Below are 19,563 nucleotides of genomic sequence, written 5' to 3' on the forward strand. Positions count from 1 at the left end.
GTCTTCCGCTTCGACCTGCGCGCGCCACGCGGCCCGGCGCCAGCGCCGCGATGGCCGGCTGCTGCAGCACCGGCGCGCGCAGGTCGAAGCGGAAGACGGAGCCCTCTCCCAAGGTGGAATCGACGCGCAGTTCGCCGCTCATCAGGCGCACGAATTCGCGCGAAATCGTCAGGCCCAGCCCCGTGCCGGCCTGCGCCACGGCGCTGTCGGCCTGCACGAACGGTTCAAAGATGCGCTCCAGGTCTTCTTCCGCGATGCCGCTGCCCGTATCGCGCACGGCGAACGCCAGCGCCGCCTGCCCATCGTCTGCCGCCTGGCAGGCCAGCGACAGGGTCACGCTGCCCTGCTCGATGAACTTGAGCGCGTTCGACAGCAAATTGAGCAGCACCTGGCGCAGCTTGGCGCCATCGAGGCGCACCAGCGGCGGCACGCCGGAGCGCTCGAGGCGCAGCGCGATGCCCTGGTCGCGCGAACGCATGCGCACCATTTCCAGCACCTCGTCGAGCAAGCCATTCAAGTCCACGGGCCCCGCTTGCAGCTGCATGCGGCCCGCCTCGATTTTCGACAGTTCCAGGATGTCGTTGATCAGGGTGAGCAAATGGTGGCCGGCGCGGTTGATGATGGCCAGGTTATGCTTTTCTTCCTCGAACATGCTGCTCGAATCGGCCATCATCTGCGAAAAACCGATCACGGAATTCAAGGGCGTGCGCAATTCGTGGCTCATGTTGGCCAGGAACACGCTCTTCGCGCGGTTCGCCGATTCGGCCTCGGTGACGGCCACGGACAGGGCGGCCGTGCGCTGCTGCACCAGCTCTTCCAGGTGATCGCGGTAGCCCAGCAATTCCTGCTCGCTGTGCTTGCGCTCGGAAATGTCGACGATGCCGCTGCGCACCAGGCGCCGCCCTTCCATGGGCAGCTTGACCAGCCGCACCTCGCAGGGAAAGACGCTGCCGTCGGCGCGCCGCACGTTGCGCTCGACGAGGATGGGTTCGCCCAGCATGGCGCGGCGCAAATGTTCTTCCACCATCAGGCCCAGCGGCAAGGCGTCGGGCTGCTCCGCGCTGTACAGGTCGAAGGGTCCCTTGCGCAGCAATGCTTCGCGCGACAGGCCCAGCATGCGCTGCGCGCTGCTGTTGGCGTCGATGAAACGGTCCAGGTCCAGGTCGTACACGACGATGGCTTCCGGCGCATGCTCGACCAGGATGCGAAAACGCTGCTCGCTCTCGCGCGCCTCGCTCTCGGCGCGGCGCAGGCGCCGCCGCTGCAGCAGCAAGGCGCTCAGCAAGCCGGCCATCACGATGAAGACGCCGCCCACCAGCAGCACGGCGACGCGGTGTTCGTGCCACAGCTGCGGCGGACGGTTGAGGAACAGGGTGTGCGGCGGCAGGCGGCTGATATCGGCATCCCAGCGTTGCAACTGTTCCCAGTCATACATGGGCAGCGGACGGGCCGGCGGCAGCAAGGCGCCCCGTGCGACAGGCGCCTTGCCCGCCAGCACGGCCAGCGACATCTGCGCCACCTGCTGCGCGGCCCGTTCGATGTGCAGGATGGAGCCGCCCAGGATGCCCTTGCCGACCGTCGCGTTATACATGCCGAAGGTGGGGACGTTGGCCAGCTGCGCCAGTTGCGCGGAAAACTGCACGGGCGTGGCGATGGCGCCGTCCACGTCGCGGTTGACATTGCCCGCCACCAGCAGCGTGTCGGCGGGCAGGTGCGCCACCGCCGCGCGCATCTGTTCCAGGCTCAGGTCGTCGAGGTAGCGCATGGCCACCTTGCCCTGCCACGCCTGCGCCGCCTGCTGCATGCTGCGCTTCAGGGCCTGGTCGGCTTCGCTGGCGCCGACGGCCATGACGATGGTCTTGGTCTCCGGGAACAGCGCCATGGCCTGCGCCAGGGTGCCGGGAAAATCCACATTCGCCTTTTGCTGCCAGATGGCCAGCGGACTGCCGGCCGGCAAGGCCTTGCCCGAGGTGTTAATCGCCAGCACAGGCACGCCGCGCGCCAGCGGCGCCAGGTCCGACAACAGGAAATCGAGCGCCGGCTGCTGCATGGCGATGATCAGGTCGGCCTTGCGCCCCATCATCTGGGTGTATCTTAAAAGCAACAAATCGCGCATCTCATTGCGCAGCGCCGGGTCGCCCTGGGTATTGAGGTTCAGGTGCTCGACCATGATGTCTTCGCTGGCCAGGCCCGCGGCCACCATGGCGGCCACATAGGTGCGGGTGTACGATTCCACGCCGGCGCGGCCATAATCGTAAGCATTGAGGAACAGCACGCGCTGGCCGTGCTGCGGCGGTGCCGCGGCCGGCAAGGCCACAGGCGGCGCGGCGACACAGAACGCCAGCAGCAAGGCGCGGCCGCAGCGGCGCACCGCCCTGCCCATCCCGCCGCCAGGCCGCAAGCCGCCCGACACATCACGCATCATTCGCCATGCCCATGCTCACTCTCGCCTGTCACCATGTTTCAACTATGCGCCGACGGATCAGCCACCGACACTTACAAAAACATGATAACGTCAACTGCAGGGGCAAGTCTATTCCTTCGGGCAATCTTTTGTCATATGACGGCGCTGTACTGGCCAGCCACCGCATCGTGCGCTAGCATGATCCTTTTGCCCGGAAAGCCTCCATGACCATCACCCTGCGCCCCGCCCTGCCCTTTGACGTAGCCGCCCTGTGGGCGCTGCGCACGGTGGCTGTGCGCGTCAGTTGCGCCACGCACTATGCGCCGGAGCAGATTGCCGCGTGGACGGCCTCGCCCGTGCCGGACGGCTATGCCGCCATGCTGGCTGCCGGTGGCGGCATCGTGGCGATGCAGGACGCGGCCATCGCCGGCTATGCCATGCTGGACGTCAATACACACGAAGTCGATGCCGTGTTTGTCGATCCCGCGCGCGCGGGCCTCGGTATCGGCAAGCGCTTGCTGGCGGCGCTGGAGCAATTGGCGCGTGGACGCGGCATTGCCCGCCTGCACCTGTCCGCCTCGCTCAATGCCGTGCCGTTTTACGCGGCGGCCGGTTTTACGGCCTTGCGCGAGGAAGCATATGCGCATCCCAGCGGCATCAGCCTGGCCAGCGTGGCGATGGAAAAAGCGCTGACGCCCGCCTGAACCTTCAGTCGGGCACCGCGCCCGCTTCGGACTCGGCCGGGCATTGCTGCAGCTTCGCAATCAGGGCGCGCACTTCGTCGTCGCCCAGGTCCAGCGGGTTGCCTTGCGCACCGACGGCGATCAGGCAGATGGCCGAGCCGTCGTACCAGGCGTCCAGGCGTTCTTCCTGATTATTCATACTGTTCTGCCTCCTGCTGCAAGTCCGCCAGCAAATCGCCAGGCGCCGCGACGCTGGCGCTGCCTTGCGGCACGGGAAAGACGAACGCCAGCTGGTGATTCTCCGCCATGCCGGGCAGCCACTTGGCCAGAAAATCGTCGAGCGCGATGGCGCGCGGTTGGAAATGTTCCCAGTCGCCGCTGGCGCACGCCTGTGCAAACGCCGCTTCCGGCCAGAACGGTATCGCCACCTTGCCGTCAAGCTGCGCCGTGGCCCAGCCGTCATGGTGCAAGCCCCACACTTCTTGCGTATCGGCCGCCTTGCGCACGAAGTAGGCATGGCGTTCGGCGGTCGGCAGCGCCGCCACCTGCTTGAACTTTTCAGGATGCATGCTTGTCCCCTGCCCCGTCCCACACCCGTAATTCCGGACCGCTCCAGCCCGTCACCATGTCGAGGGCGTCCAGTATCGCGTCTTCCAGCGCCTCATCCGGCGTGGCGGCGCGCAGTTCCTGCAGCCAAGCGGCCACTTGCGCGTCCGTCACGCCGCTGGCCTGGTAGCGCAGCAGGATGGCGCGCAGCGTCAATAAACCTGCCCTGGCGTCCAGCGCAGCGAACAAGTCCTTGTCGATATCGGCGATGATGGTGTGCGGCATGTCAATCGGCTTCCCAGGCGATGACGGCCGGCTGCGCGCCGCCCGTCCTGAAAAACGCGACAATCGCGCGCTCGCACAAGTTCACGTCCACGCACCACGCTTCCGGATACGCATCCACCTGGCCATTCGCCAGCAGGTAGCTGCAGGCGCCCTCCGCCTCCTCATCGCCCAGCGAGTGGTAACTGAGATCGTCCTGTCCCGACAGATACATCAGCCAGGCATTGCCGCCGTTGCGCAGCATGCACAGGGCCGGCCCCTGCTCCGCATCTGTGGCCTGCGTCAGCCACAGCTCGCACTGGGCCAGCGCGCGCGCCTCCTGCAGCGCTTGTTCCAGCGCAACGATGCTGTCAAGCGCGCGCGCTTCGCCGTGCAGATTCAATTCCATGCTCATGCTTTGCTCCCGCTCAAATCGTTTGTCGCCAGCGCCGTGCTCAGGTACAGCTTGCCGCTCAGGTCCTTCAATAAACTGCTCTGGCGCAGGCGGTCCATCACGGGGCCCTTCACTTCGGCCAGGTTCAGGCTGATGCCGCGCTTGCCCAGCGCGCCATTGAGCTCGATCAAGCCCAGCAGGGCCGTGCTGTCGATCTGGTTGACGGCCGACAGCACCAGCACCAGGTGGCGCGCCGTCGGATGGGCGCGCAACTCTTCTTCCACGCGTTCCGTCACCGCCTCGACATTGCCGAAGAACAGGCCCGCATCTATGCGCAGCAGCAAGACGTCCGGCAGGGTCTGCGCTTCATAGCGCTCCACGTTGCGGAAGTGCTCGCTATTCGGGATACGTCCCAGCACGGCGATGTGCGGACGGCTGGCGCGCCAGATCAGGGTGCCCATCGACAGCAGCACGCCGATCACCACGCCCGCTTCCACGCCCAGCACCAGCACGCCGGCCGTCGTCGCCAGCAGGGCCAGCGCATCGCTGCGGTCGTAGCGCCACGACAGTTTCAAGGTGTCCCAGTCCAGCAGGCTGGCCACGGCAAAGATGATGGTCGCCGCCAGCACGGGCAGGGGCAGCAGGGCCAGCCAGCCCGTGGGCGCCACCAGCGCCAGCGCCAGCAGGCCGGCCGTGATGATGCTGGCCAGCGGCGTGTTGGCGCCCGCCTGGAAATTGACGGCCGAACGCGAAATCGAGCCCGTGACGGGAAAGCCGCCCGACAGCGCGCTGGCCACGTTGGCCGCGCCCAGGCCCAGCAGTTCGCGGTTGGTGTGCAGTTTTTCGCCGCGCTTCTGCGCCAGGGTCTGGGCGGCGGACATGCTCATCAGAAAGATGATGAAGGCGATCAGCAGCGCCGGCGACAGCAGGGTACGCCAATGGGCGCCGGAGGTAGCCAGGTTCAGGCCCGGCAAGCCGCTGGGCACGTGGCCCGTCGTCTGCACCCCCATGGCTTCCAGGCCGCAACAGGCGACCAGCGCGATACCGGCCAGCACCAGCGCCATGGGCGCCAGGCGCGCGCCCACGTCGGCCGCCACCTTGTTCAAGCCGCAGCGCTGCAGCAGGCGCGCCAGATAGCGCTTGGCCAGCCACAGGAACAGCAGGCTGGACAGCCCCAGCACGAGGCTGGGCAGATGCCAGTGGGGAAGGCTTGCGCCCAGCAAGGGCGTGATCTGGCCCCAGATGATCAGGATGGCGGCGCCATTGCTGAAACCGCTGATCACGGGACGCGACAGGAAACTGGCCATGAAGCCCAGGCGCAGCACGCCGCACAGCAGCAGGACCAGGCCGCTGATGAAGGCCAGCTGGGCGGCCAGCACGATGTACAGCGAAGAGCCGGGATCGGCCAGCGGCGCCAGCGCCGCGGCCGTCATCAGCGACACGATGGCCATGGGGCCCACCGATTGCGTCATGCTGCTGCCGAACAAGGCGTACAGCACGGGCGGCAGGATGCTGGCGTAGATGCCCACCACGGGCGGCAAGCCGGCCACCAGCGCATAGGCCATGCCTTGCGGCACCATCATCATGGCGACAACGATACCGGCAGTGATGTCCCCGGCCAACAGAGGACGCCGGTATTGCCTGAGCCAAAGCAGCATGATGAAATCCCAAAATCTGAAAACCGAAGCCTATCATGCGACGAGGCCGGCTGACAGGGGGTACTGTGGCCGCAGCGATCAGTCTTGCAGCAATTGCGCCTTCACGGCATCGAGGATTTCCTGCGACAGCGCCCCGTCATCGACGGCGCGGGCCAGCACCATGGCGCCCACCATGGCGGCAAAGGTAGTGATGGCCTGCTGGCGCTGCTCTTCTGGCTTACCGTCCGGCATCAAGCCTTCCAGCAGCGCAAACTGCTGCCGCGTCGCCTGCGCAAAGGCGGGACGCGCGCCGGGCGACATGCGCGCCACGTCGACGCCCATGGCCGCCGCCGGGCAGCCCGTGCCGGGCGCGTCGCGGTGCCGGGCCGTCAGATAACTGTCGACAATGGCGGGCAGCGCCCGCTGCGGGTGACTGGCGATCTTCGCGCGCCAGCCGTCCAGCGATTTCTCCAGCGCATGCTGGCATGCCTCGACCATCAGGTCTTCCTTCGACGCAAAATGGCCATAAAAGCCCCCATGCGTGAGGCCCGCATTCTTCATCAGGTCGGCCACGCCGATGCCGTCGTAGCCCTTTTCGCGGAACAACCGTGCCGCCACTTCGACGATGCGCTCGCGGTTCAGCGCCGCCTGCTCTCTGCTCACCTTCATGCTGCCTCCCACAATAATGTCAATCATCATATAACTTTACGCCTGTTTGCGCCACTCTGTTAGCAAGCGCACCGTTGGATGCTTTTGCCGCGCCGATACTGGATCTTCGTTGATACGGAGGCCAGCATGAACGAAAACAAGGACCAGTTCGCCGGCAACCTGCAGCGCAGCCTGCAGCAGGAGCAGGATCAGGAAGACAAGCGGCGCGATGCCGCCAAGCCGGACAAACGGGACAGCAGGCAGCCCGTGCTGACGGGCAGCCGCAGCCAGCCGGCGCCGCCCCTGCCCGCCCGGCACCTGGCCCAGCCCGGCATCGAAGCGCAGATGCAGCTGAAACCCCGCTTCCTGGCCCCCGCCTACTGCGGCAGCGGCAAGCTGGCCGGCATGGTGGCCGTCATCACGGGCGGCGATTCGGGCATCGGCCGCTCCGTGGCCGTGCTGTACGCGCGCGAAGGGGCGGACGTGGCCATCATTTACCTGAACGAACATGCGGACGCCAACGAAACGAAGCGCTACGTGGAAGCGGAAGGCCAAAGCTGCCTGCTGATCCCCGGCGACGTGCGCGAACAGGGCTTTTGCCAGCAAGCCGTCAGCCAGGTGATGGAAAAGTTCAGCCATATCGACGTGCTGGTGAACAACGCCGCCTTCCAGCAACATGCGGAGTCCTTGCTGGACCTGAGCGAGGAACGCTTCGACCTCGCCATGAAAACCAATGTCTACGGCTACTTTCACATGGCCAAGGCCGTGCTGCCCCATTTGCAGCGCGGCGCCTCCATCATCAACACGGGCTCCGTGACGGGCTTGCAAGGGTCGAAACACTTGCTCGACTATTCCACCACCAAGGGCGCCATCCATGCCTTCACCATGGCGCTGGCCGGCAACCTGCTGGACAAGGGCATCCGCGTCAACGCCATTGCGCCGGGCCCCGTCTGGACGCCCCTCAAGCGGGCCGACAAACCGCAGGAAGCAATCCAGCATTTCGGCGCGGACACGGACATGCACCGCCCGGCCCAGCCCGAGGAATTGTCGCCCGCCTACGTCTTCCTGGCCTCGCCCGCCTGTTCCAGCTACATCACGGGCATCGTGCTGCCCGTCGCCGGCAAAGTGGGGGAATAGGCGATGGCGCGCGCACTGTAGCAACCCGAGCAATACCCCCACAGCTGCCGTGAAGACGTGCTGGCGCTGCTCAAGAGGAAAATCAAGGCCAGGCAGGCCAAGACCATCACGCCGCCCGCGCCGGCGCCGGAAGAAGCGCGCGGCAGCAATGCGATCGACCTGGGCGCCCTGCTGCTGCAATGCCTGGGCAAGAAGGCGCCTGCCCCGCCGGCGCGCAAGCGGGCGGCCAGGGCCGTCTCGCGCAAGGCGGCCTGTAGCCTGCCTGCCGGGCCTGCAAGAAACTAAAGAAGTTGACTTTGATCAATCTTCTCGCTAGCTTATGCACACAGCCTGCCGCCCGGCAAGCCCAGTCATGCGTGCGGGAACGAAATGGATGCCGAGTTAGATCAGCTTATCCTCAGCGGCGCCCCTGGCGGCGTGGTCGTCACGAGCGAAGACCACGCCGTCGTGCGCTGGACGGCCGGGGCGCAGCGCATCTTCGGCTATACCGGCGACGAGGCGCTGGGCCGCACGCTGTGGGAACTGATCTCGCTGCCGGGTCAGGCCGAGGCGGCTCCGCTGATCGACGAGCAGCTGGCCTTGCACGGCAGCTACGACCGCGAATCGCTGCGGCGGCGCAAGGATGGTGAACTCATCTATGTCGACGTGGCCTGCCAGCTGGCGCAGACGGGGGCGGACGGCCCCCGCTACCTGATTTCCACCATGAAAGATACGACCTTGCTGAAAGCGGCGCGCGACGCCCAGTTCGTCGACGTGCGCTACCGCGTGCTGTTCGAATCGACGCCGGACAGCGTCATCATGGTCAATGCCACGGGCGCCATCGTGCTGGCCAACCAGCAGGCGCAGCGCCTGTTCGGCTACGGGGAAGGCGAATTGAGCGGCAGGCAAATCGATAGCCTGCTGCCGCAGCGCCTGCGCCACGCGCATGTGGCGCACCGCGCGCGCTATTTCGACCAGCCCCGCACGCGCACCATGGGCGCCGACCTGGAATTGCTCGGCTTGCGCAAGGACAATATCGAGTTCCCCGTCGAAATCAGCCTCTCGCCCATCCAGACGGAAATCGGCACCTTCGTCATCAGCGCCATCCGCGACGTCAGCGACCGGCGCCGGGCCGAGCAGAAGTTCCGCGGCCTGCTCGAATCGGCGCCCGATGCCATCGTCATCGTGAATGGCGACGGCGAGGTCGTGCTCGTCAATTCGCAGACGGAACGGCTGTTCGGCTACTCGCGCGCGGAGTTGCTGGGGCGCAATGTGGAAGTGCTGATCCCCGCCCGCTACGCGCAAGAGCATCCGCGCCACCGCCAGGCTTTTTCCGCGGCGCCGCGCGCCCGCTCCATGGGCGCGGGCCTGGAACTATACGGCTTGCGCCGCGACGGCAGCGAATTTCCCGTGGAAATCAGCCTGTCGCCGCTGGACACGGACGAAGGCGTGCTCGTTTCAGCGGCCATCCGCGACATCACGGAACGCAAGCACATCGAGCACACGCTCAACGAACAGAAAATCGAACTGGAGCGGGCCAGCCTGGCCAAGGACCGCTTTCTCACCAGTATGTCGCACGAGCTGCGCACGCCGCTGAACGCCATTCTCGGCTTTGCCCAGCTGCTGGCCAACGAAGCCCTGCCCGCCACCTCGCTGCAAAAACGGGCGTTCGTGCAAAACATCGTCACTTCGGGCCGCCATCTGCTCACCCTGATCAATGAAATCCTCGACCTGGCAAAGATCGAATCAGGCAGCCTGAGCCTGTCGATGGAAGCGGTGGCCCTGCCCCCGCTGATCGAGGAAGTGCGCGTGATGGTGGAAGAACAGGCGCTGCAGCGCCAGATCCTGCTGGTCGTTCCGGCCTGCGCGCCGCTGACGGTCAGGGCCGACCATACGCGCCTCAAGCAAGTGCTGCTGAACCTGCTGTCGAATGCCATCAAATACAACCGCCCGGCCGGCAAGGTGGAGCTGGAAGTCTCGCAGCCCGATGCGCAACGCGTGCGCATCGCCATCCGCGACACGGGCAAGGGCCTGGACGCCACGCAGATGACGGAACTGTTCCAGCCATTTAACCGCCTGGGGCAGGAGGCGGGCAGCGAAGAAGGCACGGGCATCGGCCTGGTCGTCACCAAGCGCCTGGTCGAATTGATGGGCGGCTGCATGGGCGTGCACAGCTGCCTTGGCGTGGGCAGCGTGTTCTGGATCGAAGTGGACACCATGGCCGTGCCGCCCGCCAGCCTGCAGCAGGAAGAGCTGTCCGGGCCTGCCGCCGGTGCCGGCGACGCCGCCCAAGGCCAGGCGCTGCTGCTGTATGTGGAAGACAACCCGGCCAGCCTGCAGCTGGTGGAAGACATCGTCAGCTTCCTGCCCCACCTGCGCATGATCTCGGCCACGGACGCGCGCCAGGGCATCGCGCTGGCGCTGGAACGCCATCCCGATGTCATCTTGATGGATATCAACCTGCCCGGCATGAATGGCAACCAGGCGCAGCGCATCCTGCGCAACGATACGCGCACGGCGCACATCCCCATCATCGCGCTGACGGCCAACGCCATGAAGGGCGACATCCGGCATGGCCTGGCCGCGGGGTTTTTCCGCTACCTGACCAAACCCGTCGAGATTGCCCAGCTCACCGCAGCCATCGAGGAAGCGCTGCAGCTGGCGCGCGCCACCCTGCCCGTCAAGCGGGCGCCGTGAATCCCGGTTTCTTCATGCCCCCAATTCCCCTGGCGCTGCGCGCCGAGCCCGCCCATGGGATATTTTGCGAAAACGCCTTGACCGCCTCCCACCCGTGCCTGGGGCGGATCGGCACGACCACGTGCAAGCCCGGCCTGGCTTGAAAGGCTTGCAAGGCAGCTTTCATGGCGAACCCATGCGGTGACGATAGCCTCGAGTCCAGGCCGCCGCGGGCCGTGGCGCCGTGCGCCAGCTAACAGAGCACGCCGCGCGCGTTGGTCACGCAAGGCGCTTACGCGACAAGTGTAAGTATTTGTAATTACCTGTCAACGGTATTGGCGCGTGGCGCGTTTTTGGCTCAGTGACAGGGGAAATGCATCTCCTGAACTACAACCCACTTCTCGAGGAACTGCACCATGAAAAAAGTAATCGCTACTCTGATCGCCGGCTTGTTCGCTACCGCAGCCTTTGCTCAAACGCCAGCCGTGCCTGCCAAGGCCGAAGCCAAGCACACCAAGGAAGTGGCTAAAGCGGAAGCCAAGGAAACCAAAGCCGTCGTCAAAGCCGATGCCAAAGAAGCCGCCGTCGCTGCCGATGCCAAGGCCGATGTCGCCAGCGCCAAGGCTGACGCAGCCGCCACCAAGGCCAAAGCCCATCACAAAGCGAAAAAAGCCAAGGCCAAGGCTGACGAAGCCAAAACTGAAGCGACCGCAGCAGCAGCCAAATAATCAGTTCCGCGCATTTTTTTGCGCCACACAAAAAGACAGCTTCGGCTGTCTTTTTGCATTTTCATGCCCGCATCTCGCAGCAACAGCCGATAAAACACCTGATTGTAAGAAAGTGTAAACAAGGTCAACGAACTCATCCTGGGACGCGTTTTATGCTCAGTGACACGGGAATCATCCCGGCACCGACAGACATACCAGACAAACCACCACTGAGGACTGCACCATGAAAAAAGTTATCGCTACCCTGATCGCCGGCCTGTTCGCTACCGCTGCCTTCGCTCAAACGCCCGCAGCTCCGGCAGCGCCCGCCAAAGTGGAAGCAGCCCACACCAAGGCCGTCGTGAAAGCCGACGCCAAGGAAGCGCAAACGGCCGTGAAAGCGGACGCGAAAGAAGCGAAAGCCGTCGTCGCCGCGAAAACGGAAGTCGCCAGCGCAAAAACGGAAGCGGCGGCCACCAAGGCCAAGGCACACCACGCAGCCAAGAAAACCAAGGCCAAGGCAGATGCGAAACTGGCTTCGGCCACCGCAGAAGCCGCTCCAGCAGCAGCCAAGTAATCCCCCACACAATCGCTTACCACTCGCCAGGAAAATAAAATGAAAAAAGTTATCGCCACCCTCATCGCCGGCCTGTTCGCTACCGCAGCCTTCGCCCAAACCCCTGCCGCCCCGGCAGCGTCGGTTCCCGCCAAGGCGGAAGCAGTCCACACGAAAGCCGTCGCCAAGGCAGAAGCCAAGGAAACCAAGGCTGTCGTGAAAGCCGATGCGAAAGAAGCGGTTGCCGCCGCCGACGCGAAAGCCGACGTCGCCAGCGCCAAGGCCGACGCCAAAGCCGCCAAGGCCAAGGCCCATCACAAGGCAGGCAAGGCCAAGGTAAAAGCGGATGCGGCAAAAGCGGCGGAAACCGCTCCGGCAGAAGCGGCCGCGCCAGCGAAGTAAGCGCGAACCCGGCCACGGCAGCGCGTCCGCCGGGTCCGCGCTTGCGTGGCTACCTTCGCCTGCAGTACAAAGGACAGCTTCGGCTGTCCTTTTTGCATGCCGGGGCGCCAAAGATCGCCTGTTTCGCCGCGCCTTCATGCGAACTTCATCGAACAGGCCAGCTTGCACGCGACAAAGCGGCGCACATGGGCGACACTGGCACTCCCGCCATCGCCACGAAAGCTGTCCATGCGCCACCTGTCCTTGCTGCTGCTTGCCACCCTGTCCCTGCCCTGCGCCGCCAGCGCGCAAGAGGCCCCCGCCACCCTGGCGCAAGTGCTGCAAGCCCAGGACCGCGACAGCCATGGCGACCTGCGCGCCGTCGTCGTGCTGCGCGACGGCGCCATCGTCGCCGAACGCTATTACAACGGCGAGACGGCCGATACCCTGCACGACATCCGCTCGGCCGGCAAGAGCATCACCGCGCTGCTGGTGGGCGCGGCCGTGGCGCGCGGCCAACTGGCGACAACAGGAACGGTGGGCGGCTACTGGCCCGACGTGGCGGGCAGCCCCGCGGGCAAGGTGGTGCTCGACGACTTGCTGACCATGCGTTCGGGCCTGGCCGCCTTCGACGAAGACGAACACTCGCCGGGCAACGAAGACAAGCTCGATGAAGCGTCCGACCCCGCCGCCTTCGTGCGCGGCGTGCCGGCGGCCGCGGCGCCGGGCAGCGTCTACCGCTACAACTCGCTGGGGTCCTACATCGCCGGGCGCGTGGTGGAAAACGCCAGCGGCGCCGACCTGGAAGCCTACGCCGCCAAGGTATTGTTCGCGCCGCTGGGCATCACGCGCTGGAGCTGGGGCCGCGACGTGGCAAACCACCCGAAAGGCCAGGGCAATCTGTCGCTGCGCGCGCGCGACACGGCAAGAATTGGCCAGCTGGTGCTCGACGACGGCAAGGTTGACGGCCGGCCCGTGATCGATGCGGCATGGATCAAGGCCGCGCTGGCGCCGCGCGTGGCCATCGGCGCCGCGGACCGCTACGCGGACAGCTACGGCTATTTCTGGTATGCGAAGACGCAGGACGTCGGCGGCCGGAAGATTGCCGTGTATTTCGCCTCGGGCAATGGCGGCAACAAGATCTATGTCATCCCCGCGCGCCGCATGGTGGTGAGCGTGGCTTCCAGCGCCTACGGCAAGGGTTACGGGCAGCGCCGTTCGGAAGACATCCTGAAAGCCATTTTGGCCGTGGATGCAGCGCAGATGTAAGCGTTTGTAATGACCGTCAACGCAAGCGCCCGGGGCCGCGTTTTATGCTCAGTGACACGGGAATCATCCCGGCACCAACAGACATACCAGACAAACCACCACTGAGGACTGCACCATGAAAAAACGCATTTTCAACCTGAGCGCTACCCTGATCGCCGGCCTGTTCGCCACCGCTGCCTTTGCTCAAACGCCGGCAGCTCCGGCAGCCTCGGTTCCTGCCAAAGTGGAAGCGGCCCACACCAAGGCCGTCGTGAAAGCGGATGCCAAGGAAGCGCAAGCCGTCGTCAAAGCGGACGCCAAGGAAGCCAAGGCAGTCGTCGCCGCGAAAACGGAAGTAGCCAGCGCCAAAACCGACGCTGCCGCGACCAAGGCCAAGGCCCACCACACGGCGAAAAAAACCAAGGCCAAGGCAGATGCGAAACTGGCATCGGCCAGCGCCGAAGCGGCAGCAGCCAAGTAATTCCCGCACACTTTACCGACCTCACCATACCTAGGAATTCATCATGAAAAAAGTTATCGCTACCCTGATCGCCAGCCTGTTCGCCACCGCCGCTTTCGCCCAGACGCCAGCCGCGCCTGCAGCACCGGCCGCTCCGGCAGCTTCTGCCGCCGCCGTTGCACCAGCAGCCAAGGCTGAAGCGCCAGCCGCCGTCAAACCGGCAGCGCACAAGAAAGCCAAGCACCACAAGGCGAAGAAAGCAGCACCGGCAACGCCAGCAGCTCCGGCCGCAGCGGCAGCTTCCGCACCAGCAGCAGCGCCAGCCAAATAATCGGCGCCATGCAGGCAAAAAAGACAGGGTCTTCCCTGTCTTTTTTTTCGTCCGCTATTTCGTACTTTCTTTCGTCCGCTTATTTCGGCATCAGGACCGTATCGATGACATTGATCACGCCATTCGATTGATACACGTCATAGGTGCTGACGTTGGCACTGTTGCCGCTCTCATCCATCACGACGATGTTGTGCATGCCGTTCATGGCGAACATCAGCTTGCCGCCGCTGGCCGTGGGCAAGGTGGCTTTGCCGTCGTGCATCTTGATTTCCCGGGCCAGCGCCTTGAAGTCGTACTTGCCGGGCACCACGTGGTAGGTGAGGATTTTCGTCAGGGTCGCCTTGTTTTCCGGCTTGACCAGGGTGTCGACGGTGCCGGCCGGCAGTTTGCCGAACGCCGCATTCGTCGGCGCGAACACGGTGAACGGGCCCTTGCCTTTCAGGGTATCGACCAGGCCGGCAGCCTTGACGGCAGCGACCAGGGTCGTGTGGTCGGCCGAATTGACGGCGTTGTCGACGATGTCCTTGCTGGGATACATGCTCTGGCCGCCCACCATGGTCGTCATGTCGGCGGCAAACGGGGCGCTGGCGGCCAGCAGGGAAGTAAAGGCGGTGACAAACAGTGCTGCGGGAATAAAGGTGCGCATGATGGTATCTCCTGGATGACTGCGTCTGCATGATTGCAGGAGTATTTACGCGGCCTTGCCGCAAACGGATTCAATTCGCTGAAAACAAAAAAACGGCGCCGTGCAAGCGCACGACGCCGTTTTAACGATGTTTTCCTTGCCGCGGGCCGGACATGCCAGCCCGCGGTGCCGGAAATCAGTTGGCCGCCACCTGCGGCTCCGTCTCGCCCCAGCCGCCGCCCAGGGCGCGGATCAGCGCCACGGTGGTGACGGCGCGGTTGCCGCGCAGCTGCACGGCATTGCGCTCGATGGACGCCAGGTTGCGCTGCGCGTCGAGCAGGTCCAGGTAGCTGGAACGGCCCGCGTCGTACAGCTTTTGCGCCAGGTCGGCCGAACGGCGCGCCGAGATGACGGCTTCGTCGATCTGCTGCGTCTGGCCAGACAGGATGCGCAGGCCGGCCAGGTTGTCTTCCACCTCGGCGAAGGCCACCAGCACGCTCTGGCGATACGTCGCCACCGATTCTTCCAGCTGCGCTTCGCTGCGGCTCACGGCCGCCTTGTTGCGGCCGCCGTCGATGATCGGCATCGACATCAGGGCGCCCAGCAGCCAGGAGCGGCTGCTCCACTTGAAGATGTCCGAGAAGGTGTCGGACGCGCCCCCGCCGGACGCATTCAGGGCCAGCGCGGGGAACATGGCCGATTTCGCCACGCCGATGCGGGCATTCGACGCCTCCATGGTGCGCTGCGCCGACGCGATGTCGGGACGGCGCTCCAGCAGCGACGACGGCATGCCGGCCGGGATCACGGGCAGGAAGCCGCTGTCCAGCAGCGGGTTGACGGTCGCCGTGAAGCTGGCGGCCGGTTTACCCAAGAGGACGGCCAGCGCATGCTCGCTGGTGGCGCGCTGGCGCTGCAGGCCGATGGCTTCGGCGCGCGTCGTCGACAGTTCCGTGCGGGCACGGGACAGATCGAATTCGCCGATGTCGCCCAGGTCATAGCGGCGCTGGTTCACATGCACGCTTTCCTCGCGCAGGCGCACCGTCTGCTCCAGGGTCGCCAGTTCGGCATCCGTGGCGCGCAGCTGGAAGTAGGTTTGCGCCACGTCGGCCTGCAGGGACAGCAGCACCGAGCGGTAGGTCGCTTCCACGGCCAGCGCATCGCTGCGCGAGGCGCTGACGTTCGATGCCACGCGGCCGAACAGGTCGACTTCGTAGCTGGCCGTCAGGTTGGCCTGGTAGACATTCGTGGCCGCCACCGGCGCGCCGTTCGGCAAGCCCAGCGACACGGCCGAGGCGCGGTTGCGCTGGCCGCCCACGTTCACGCCCACTTGCGGGATGCGGTCCGCTTCGGCGATGCCGGCAATGGCCCTCGCCTGCTTGACGCGGGCGGCGGCCACGGCCAGGTTGGCATTCGCCTGCGTGGCTTCGCTGATCAGGCTGGTGAGGGCCGGGTCATTGAAGGCCAGCCACCACTCGCCGCGCGCCTGGCGCTCGGCCGGCACGCCCTGCTTCCAGCGCGTACCGTCCGCCGCCGTCTGCACGGCAGGCGTTTGCGCTTCCTTGAACGCCACCGGCGTTTCGATCTGCGGCTGCTTGAATTCGGGCGCCGCGCAGGCGGCCAGCAGTACGGCGGCGGCCATCGCGGTCAAGGCCGTGCGCAGCACGGCGACCCGCTTAGTTGCGTTGGTTTTCAATATATATCTCCTTCCAGGTTCAATGCTGGCGCGGCGGCAGGCTTGGCGGCGGCATCGGCTGGTTTTTTCTCAAAACGCTGCGCCAGGGTGCGCAGCAATACATAGAACACGGGCGTCAGGAACAGGCCGAAGAAGGTCACGCCCAGCATGCCGGCGAACACCGCCACGCCCATCGCATGGCGCATTTCCGAACCGGCGCCGTGCGAGAACACCAGGGGCACCACGCCCATGATGAAGGCGATCGACGTCATCAGAATCGGACGCAGACGCAGACGGCAGGCTTCCAGCGCCGCTTGCACGACGGTGCGGCCATGCTCTTCCAGTTCGCGGGCAAATTCCACGATCAGGATCGCATTCTTCGACGCCAGCCCCACCAGCACGAACAGCGCGATCTGGGTAAACACGTTGTTGTCGCCACCGGTCAATTTGACGCCCAGCAAGGCGCACAGGATGGACATCGGCACGATCAGGATCACGGCCAGCGGCAGGGTCCAGCTTTCGTACTGGGCGGCCAGCACCAGGAACACCAGCAGCACGCACAGCGGGAACACATAGATCATCGTATTGCCGGACAAGATGTCCTGGTAGGTCAGCTCCGTCCATTCATACGAAATGCCCTGCGGCAGCACTTCCTTGGCGATGCGCTCCAGCGCGACCTGCGCCTGGCCGCTCGAGACGCCAGGTGCGGCGCCGCCATTAAAGTCGGCTGCGGCGTAGGCGTTGTAGCGCTGCACGCGGTCCGGGCCATAGCTGTCCTTGACGCGCATCAGCGACGACAGCGGGATCATTTCGCCCTTGTCGTTGCGTACCTTCAGCTGCGCGATATCCTGCGCATGCGAACGGAACGCCGCATCGGCCTGCACGCGCACCTGGTAGGTGCGGCCAAACTGGTTGAAGTCATTCACGTACAGCGAACCGAGGTTGATCTGCAAGGTCTGGTAGATCGTTTGCAGCTGCACCCCCATCTGCTTGGCCTTCACGCGGTCGACGTCGGCAAACAGCTGCGGCACGTTGATCTGGTAGCCCGAGAACACGCCCGCCAGCTCCGGCGTCTGGTATGCCTTGGCGGCCAGCGCCTGGGTGGCGTTGTACAGCGCGTCGTAACCGAGGTTGCCGCGGTCTTCGATCATCATCTTGAAGCCGCCGATGGTACCGAGGCCGTTGACGGGCGGCGGCGGGAAGACCATGATGAAGGCGTCCTGGATGCCGCCCAGGCGCTTGTTGATCTCGGCCGCGATGGCGCCGCCGGACAGCTCCTTGGTGGTGCGTTCGTCGAACGGTTTCAGGGTGGCGAACACGATGCCGGCGTTCGGCGCATTGGTGAAGTCGTTGATCGACAGGCCGGGGAAGGCGATCGTCGATTCGACGCCAGGCACCGACTTGATGACGTCGGACATGCGGCGCACGACATCTTCCGTGCGGTCCAGCGAAGCGGCGTCGGGCAATTGCGCAAAGCCCACCAGGTATTGCTTGTCCTGCGCCGGCACGAAGCCGGCCGGCACGGACTTGAAGGTGAAGATGGCGGCAACGACCAGCAGCGCATACACGCCCAGCGACGCGCTCTTGCGGCCCAACACGCCCTTCACGCCCGCTTCATAACGGTGCGAAGCGCGGCCGAAGAAGCGGTTGAACCAGGCGAAGAAGCGGCCGAAGACCATGTCCATGCCGCGCGTCAGCGCGTCTTTCGGCGCATCGTGCGGTTTCAGCAGCGCGGCCGACAGGGCTGGCGCCAGGGTCAGCGAGCTGAAAGCGGAGATCACCGTCGAAATGGCGATCGTCAGCGCGAACTGGCGGTAGAACTCGCCGGACAAGCCCGGCACGAAGGCGATCGGCACGAACACGGCGCACAGCACCAGGGCGATGGCGATGATAGGACCGCTGACCTCTTTCATGGCCTGGATGGTGGCGTCGCGCGGCGACAAGCCTTCCTCGATGTTGCGCTCGACGTTTTCCACCACCACGATGGCGTCATCGACGACGATACCGATGGCCAGCACGAGGCCGAACAGCGACAGGGTGTTGATCGAGAAGCCAAAGCCCAGCATCACGGCAAAGGTACCGACAATCGACACGGGAACGGCCAGCAGCGGAATGATCGATGCGCGCCAGGTTTGCAGGAAGATGATCACCACCAGCACCACCAGGGCGATGGCCTCCAGCAAGGTATGGATCACCGCTTCGATGGACGAGCGCACGAACTGCGTGGGGTCGTACTCGATGCGGTATTCCACGCCTTGCGGGAAGTCTTTTTTCAGTTCATCCATCTTGGCGCGCACGTCGGACGACAATTGCAGCGCGTTGGCATTCGGGGCTTCGAAAATACCCATGCCGACGGCCGGATTATTGTTCAGCAGCGAACGCAGCGAGTAGCTGTTGGCGCCCATTTCCACGCGCGCCACGTCCTTCAGGTGCGTGACGGCGCCGTCGGCATTCGTGCGCACGATGATGGCGCCGAATTCCTCGGGCGTCTGCAGACGGCCCTGGGTGTTGACGGTCAGCTGGAAGTCCGAGTTCTTCGCCGGCGAAGCGCCGATCACACCGGCAGCCACCTGCACGTTCTGCTCGCGGATGGCGTCGACGACGTCATTGGCCGTCATGCCGCGCGCCGCCACTTTCTGCGGGTCCAGCCAGATGCGCATGGCATAGTCGCCGGCGCCGAAGATCTGGATGTCGCCCATGCCGGGCAGGCGCGCCAGTTGGTCCTTGACGTTCAGCACCGCGTAATTACGCAGGTACATGTCGTCATAGCGCTTGTTCGGCGAGACCAGGTGCACCACCATGGTCAGGTTGGGCGAGGACTTGACGGTCGTCACGCCGATCTGGCGCACTTCCTCGGGCAGGCGCGGCAAGGCGCGCTGCACGCGGTTCTGCACCTGCGTCTCGGCCTGCTCGACGTTGGTGCCGATCTTGAAGGTCACGGTCAGCATCATCGCGCCATCGGACGTGTTTTGCGAGGACATGTAGAGCATGTTCTCGACGCCGTTGATCTGCTCTTCGAGCGGCGCGGCCACGGTTTCGGCGATCACTTTCGGGTTGGCGCCCGGGTATTGCGCGCGCACCACCACGGATGGCGGCACGACGTCGGGATATTCGGAGATGGGCAGGCCGAAAATCGACAGCAGCCCGGCCACGAATATGACAATCGACAGCACCGCCGCGAAAATCGGCTTGTCGATGAAAAAGCGGGAAAAATTCAT

20 protein-coding genes are annotated in these 19,563 nt (G+C 65.0%); 10 read left to right on the top strand and 10 right to left on the bottom strand.

The annotated features are described in order from the left end of the window. The coding region (locus tag GCN74_RS14745) for a PAS domain-containing hybrid sensor histidine kinase/response regulator (RefSeq protein ID WP_152257384.1) at positions 1–2,425 on the bottom strand (2,425 nt) is incomplete at its 3' end. A 203-nt stretch (positions 2,426–2,628) separates the two neighbouring features. Between GCN74_RS14745 and GCN74_RS14750 the strand changes: the two genes are divergently transcribed. Next, positions 2,629–3,108, top strand: coding sequence for a GNAT family N-acetyltransferase (locus tag GCN74_RS14750; protein ID WP_152257385.1), 480 nt, complete (start codon positions 2,629–2,631; stop codon positions 3,106–3,108). A 4-nt stretch (positions 3,109–3,112) separates the two neighbouring features. On the opposite strand, the gene GCN74_RS28755 is transcribed toward GCN74_RS14750, so the two are convergent. The 6 genes from GCN74_RS28755 to GCN74_RS14775 all read right to left on the bottom strand — a co-directional run bounded on the left by GCN74_RS28755 (position 3,113) and on the right by GCN74_RS14775 (position 6,594). Beyond that, a complete protein-coding gene (locus GCN74_RS28755) occupies positions 3,113–3,286 on the bottom strand; it encodes a hypothetical protein (protein WP_193317090.1) in 174 nt (57 codons plus the stop codon). Further along, a complete protein-coding gene (locus GCN74_RS14755) occupies positions 3,279–3,656 on the bottom strand; it encodes a DUF2750 domain-containing protein (protein ID WP_152257386.1) in 378 nt (125 codons plus the stop codon). The genes GCN74_RS28755 and GCN74_RS14755 overlap by 8 nt, the downstream gene beginning before the upstream one ends. Continuing rightward, a complete protein-coding gene (locus tag GCN74_RS14760; RefSeq protein WP_152257387.1) occupies positions 3,646–3,918 on the bottom strand; it encodes a hypothetical protein in 273 nt (90 codons plus the stop codon). The genes GCN74_RS14755 and GCN74_RS14760 overlap by 11 nt, the downstream gene beginning before the upstream one ends. Before the next feature lies 1 nt (position 3,919). Then, positions 3,920–4,309: an Imm1 family immunity protein gene (locus GCN74_RS14765; protein ID WP_152257388.1), complete on the bottom strand. Its 390-nt coding sequence runs from the start codon at positions 4,307–4,309 to the stop codon at positions 3,920–3,922. Then, positions 4,306–5,946: a SulP family inorganic anion transporter gene (locus GCN74_RS14770; protein WP_152257389.1), complete on the bottom strand. Its 1,641-nt coding sequence runs from the start codon at positions 5,944–5,946 to the stop codon at positions 4,306–4,308. The genes GCN74_RS14765 and GCN74_RS14770 overlap by 4 nt, the downstream gene beginning before the upstream one ends. A gap of 78 nt (positions 5,947–6,024) precedes the next feature. Then, positions 6,025–6,594, bottom strand: a complete 570-nt coding sequence (locus tag GCN74_RS14775) for a TetR/AcrR family transcriptional regulator (RefSeq protein WP_152257390.1) — start codon at positions 6,592–6,594, stop codon at positions 6,025–6,027. 126 nt (positions 6,595–6,720) lie between these two features. Here GCN74_RS14775 and GCN74_RS14780 point away from each other — a divergent pair, with 126 nt between their 5' ends. From GCN74_RS14780 to GCN74_RS14820, 9 genes are all read left to right on the top strand, one after another. After that, on the top strand, positions 6,721–7,710 hold the full coding sequence (locus GCN74_RS14780; RefSeq protein ID WP_152257391.1) for an SDR family oxidoreductase: 990 nt from the start codon (positions 6,721–6,723) through the stop codon (positions 7,708–7,710). A 57-nt stretch (positions 7,711–7,767) separates the two neighbouring features. Then, positions 7,768–7,995: a hypothetical protein gene (locus tag GCN74_RS14785; RefSeq protein WP_152257392.1), complete on the top strand. Its 228-nt coding sequence runs from the start codon at positions 7,768–7,770 to the stop codon at positions 7,993–7,995. Positions 7,996–8,079: 84 nt separating this feature from the next. After that, on the top strand, positions 8,080–10,386 hold the full coding sequence (locus GCN74_RS14790) for a PAS domain S-box protein (protein ID WP_193317091.1): 2,307 nt from the start codon (positions 8,080–8,082) through the stop codon (positions 10,384–10,386). 395 nt (positions 10,387–10,781) lie between these two features. After that, the gene (locus GCN74_RS14795) at positions 10,782–11,093 is read left to right on the top strand and encodes a hypothetical protein (protein WP_077406305.1); all 312 of its coding nucleotides are present in this window, start codon (positions 10,782–10,784) and stop codon (positions 11,091–11,093) included. Between the two features lie 223 nt (positions 11,094–11,316). Beyond that, complete coding sequence (locus tag GCN74_RS14800; protein ID WP_152257393.1) at positions 11,317–11,649, top strand: hypothetical protein; 333 nt, start codon at positions 11,317–11,319, stop codon at positions 11,647–11,649. 39 nt (positions 11,650–11,688) lie between these two features. After that, entirely contained in the window at positions 11,689–12,030 is a 342-nt protein-coding gene (locus GCN74_RS14805; RefSeq protein WP_152257394.1) for a hypothetical protein, read from the top strand. Positions 12,031–12,258: 228 nt separating this feature from the next. Further along, on the top strand, positions 12,259–13,278 hold the full coding sequence (locus GCN74_RS14810) for a serine hydrolase domain-containing protein (RefSeq protein WP_152257395.1): 1,020 nt from the start codon (positions 12,259–12,261) through the stop codon (positions 13,276–13,278). A 115-nt stretch (positions 13,279–13,393) separates the two neighbouring features. After that, positions 13,394–13,738, top strand: a complete 345-nt coding sequence (locus GCN74_RS14815) for a hypothetical protein (protein WP_152257396.1) — start codon at positions 13,394–13,396, stop codon at positions 13,736–13,738. Positions 13,739–13,781: 43 nt separating this feature from the next. Beyond that, positions 13,782–14,048, top strand: coding sequence for a hypothetical protein (locus GCN74_RS14820; RefSeq protein WP_152257397.1), 267 nt, complete (start codon positions 13,782–13,784; stop codon positions 14,046–14,048). Positions 14,049–14,127: 79 nt separating this feature from the next. On the opposite strand, the gene GCN74_RS14825 is transcribed toward GCN74_RS14820, so the two are convergent. From GCN74_RS14825 to GCN74_RS14835, 3 genes are all read right to left on the bottom strand, one after another. Next, the gene (locus GCN74_RS14825) at positions 14,128–14,694 is read right to left on the bottom strand and encodes a fasciclin domain-containing protein (RefSeq protein WP_193317092.1); all 567 of its coding nucleotides are present in this window, start codon (positions 14,692–14,694) and stop codon (positions 14,128–14,130) included. A 175-nt stretch (positions 14,695–14,869) separates the two neighbouring features. Next, positions 14,870–16,312, bottom strand: a complete 1,443-nt coding sequence (locus GCN74_RS14830; protein WP_152257461.1) for an efflux transporter outer membrane subunit — start codon at positions 16,310–16,312, stop codon at positions 14,870–14,872. Positions 16,313–16,362: 50 nt separating this feature from the next. After that, positions 16,363–19,563 carry an efflux RND transporter permease subunit gene (locus GCN74_RS14835; protein ID WP_152257398.1) on the bottom strand — a complete coding sequence of 1,067 codons (3,201 nt, stop codon included), beginning with the start codon at positions 19,561–19,563 and terminating at the stop codon, positions 16,363–16,365.

The sequence above is a fragment of the Janthinobacterium sp. FT14W genome (assembly GCF_009208755.1).
Taxonomy (GTDB): Bacteria; Pseudomonadota; Gammaproteobacteria; order Burkholderiales; family Burkholderiaceae_D; genus Janthinobacterium; species Janthinobacterium violaceinigrum.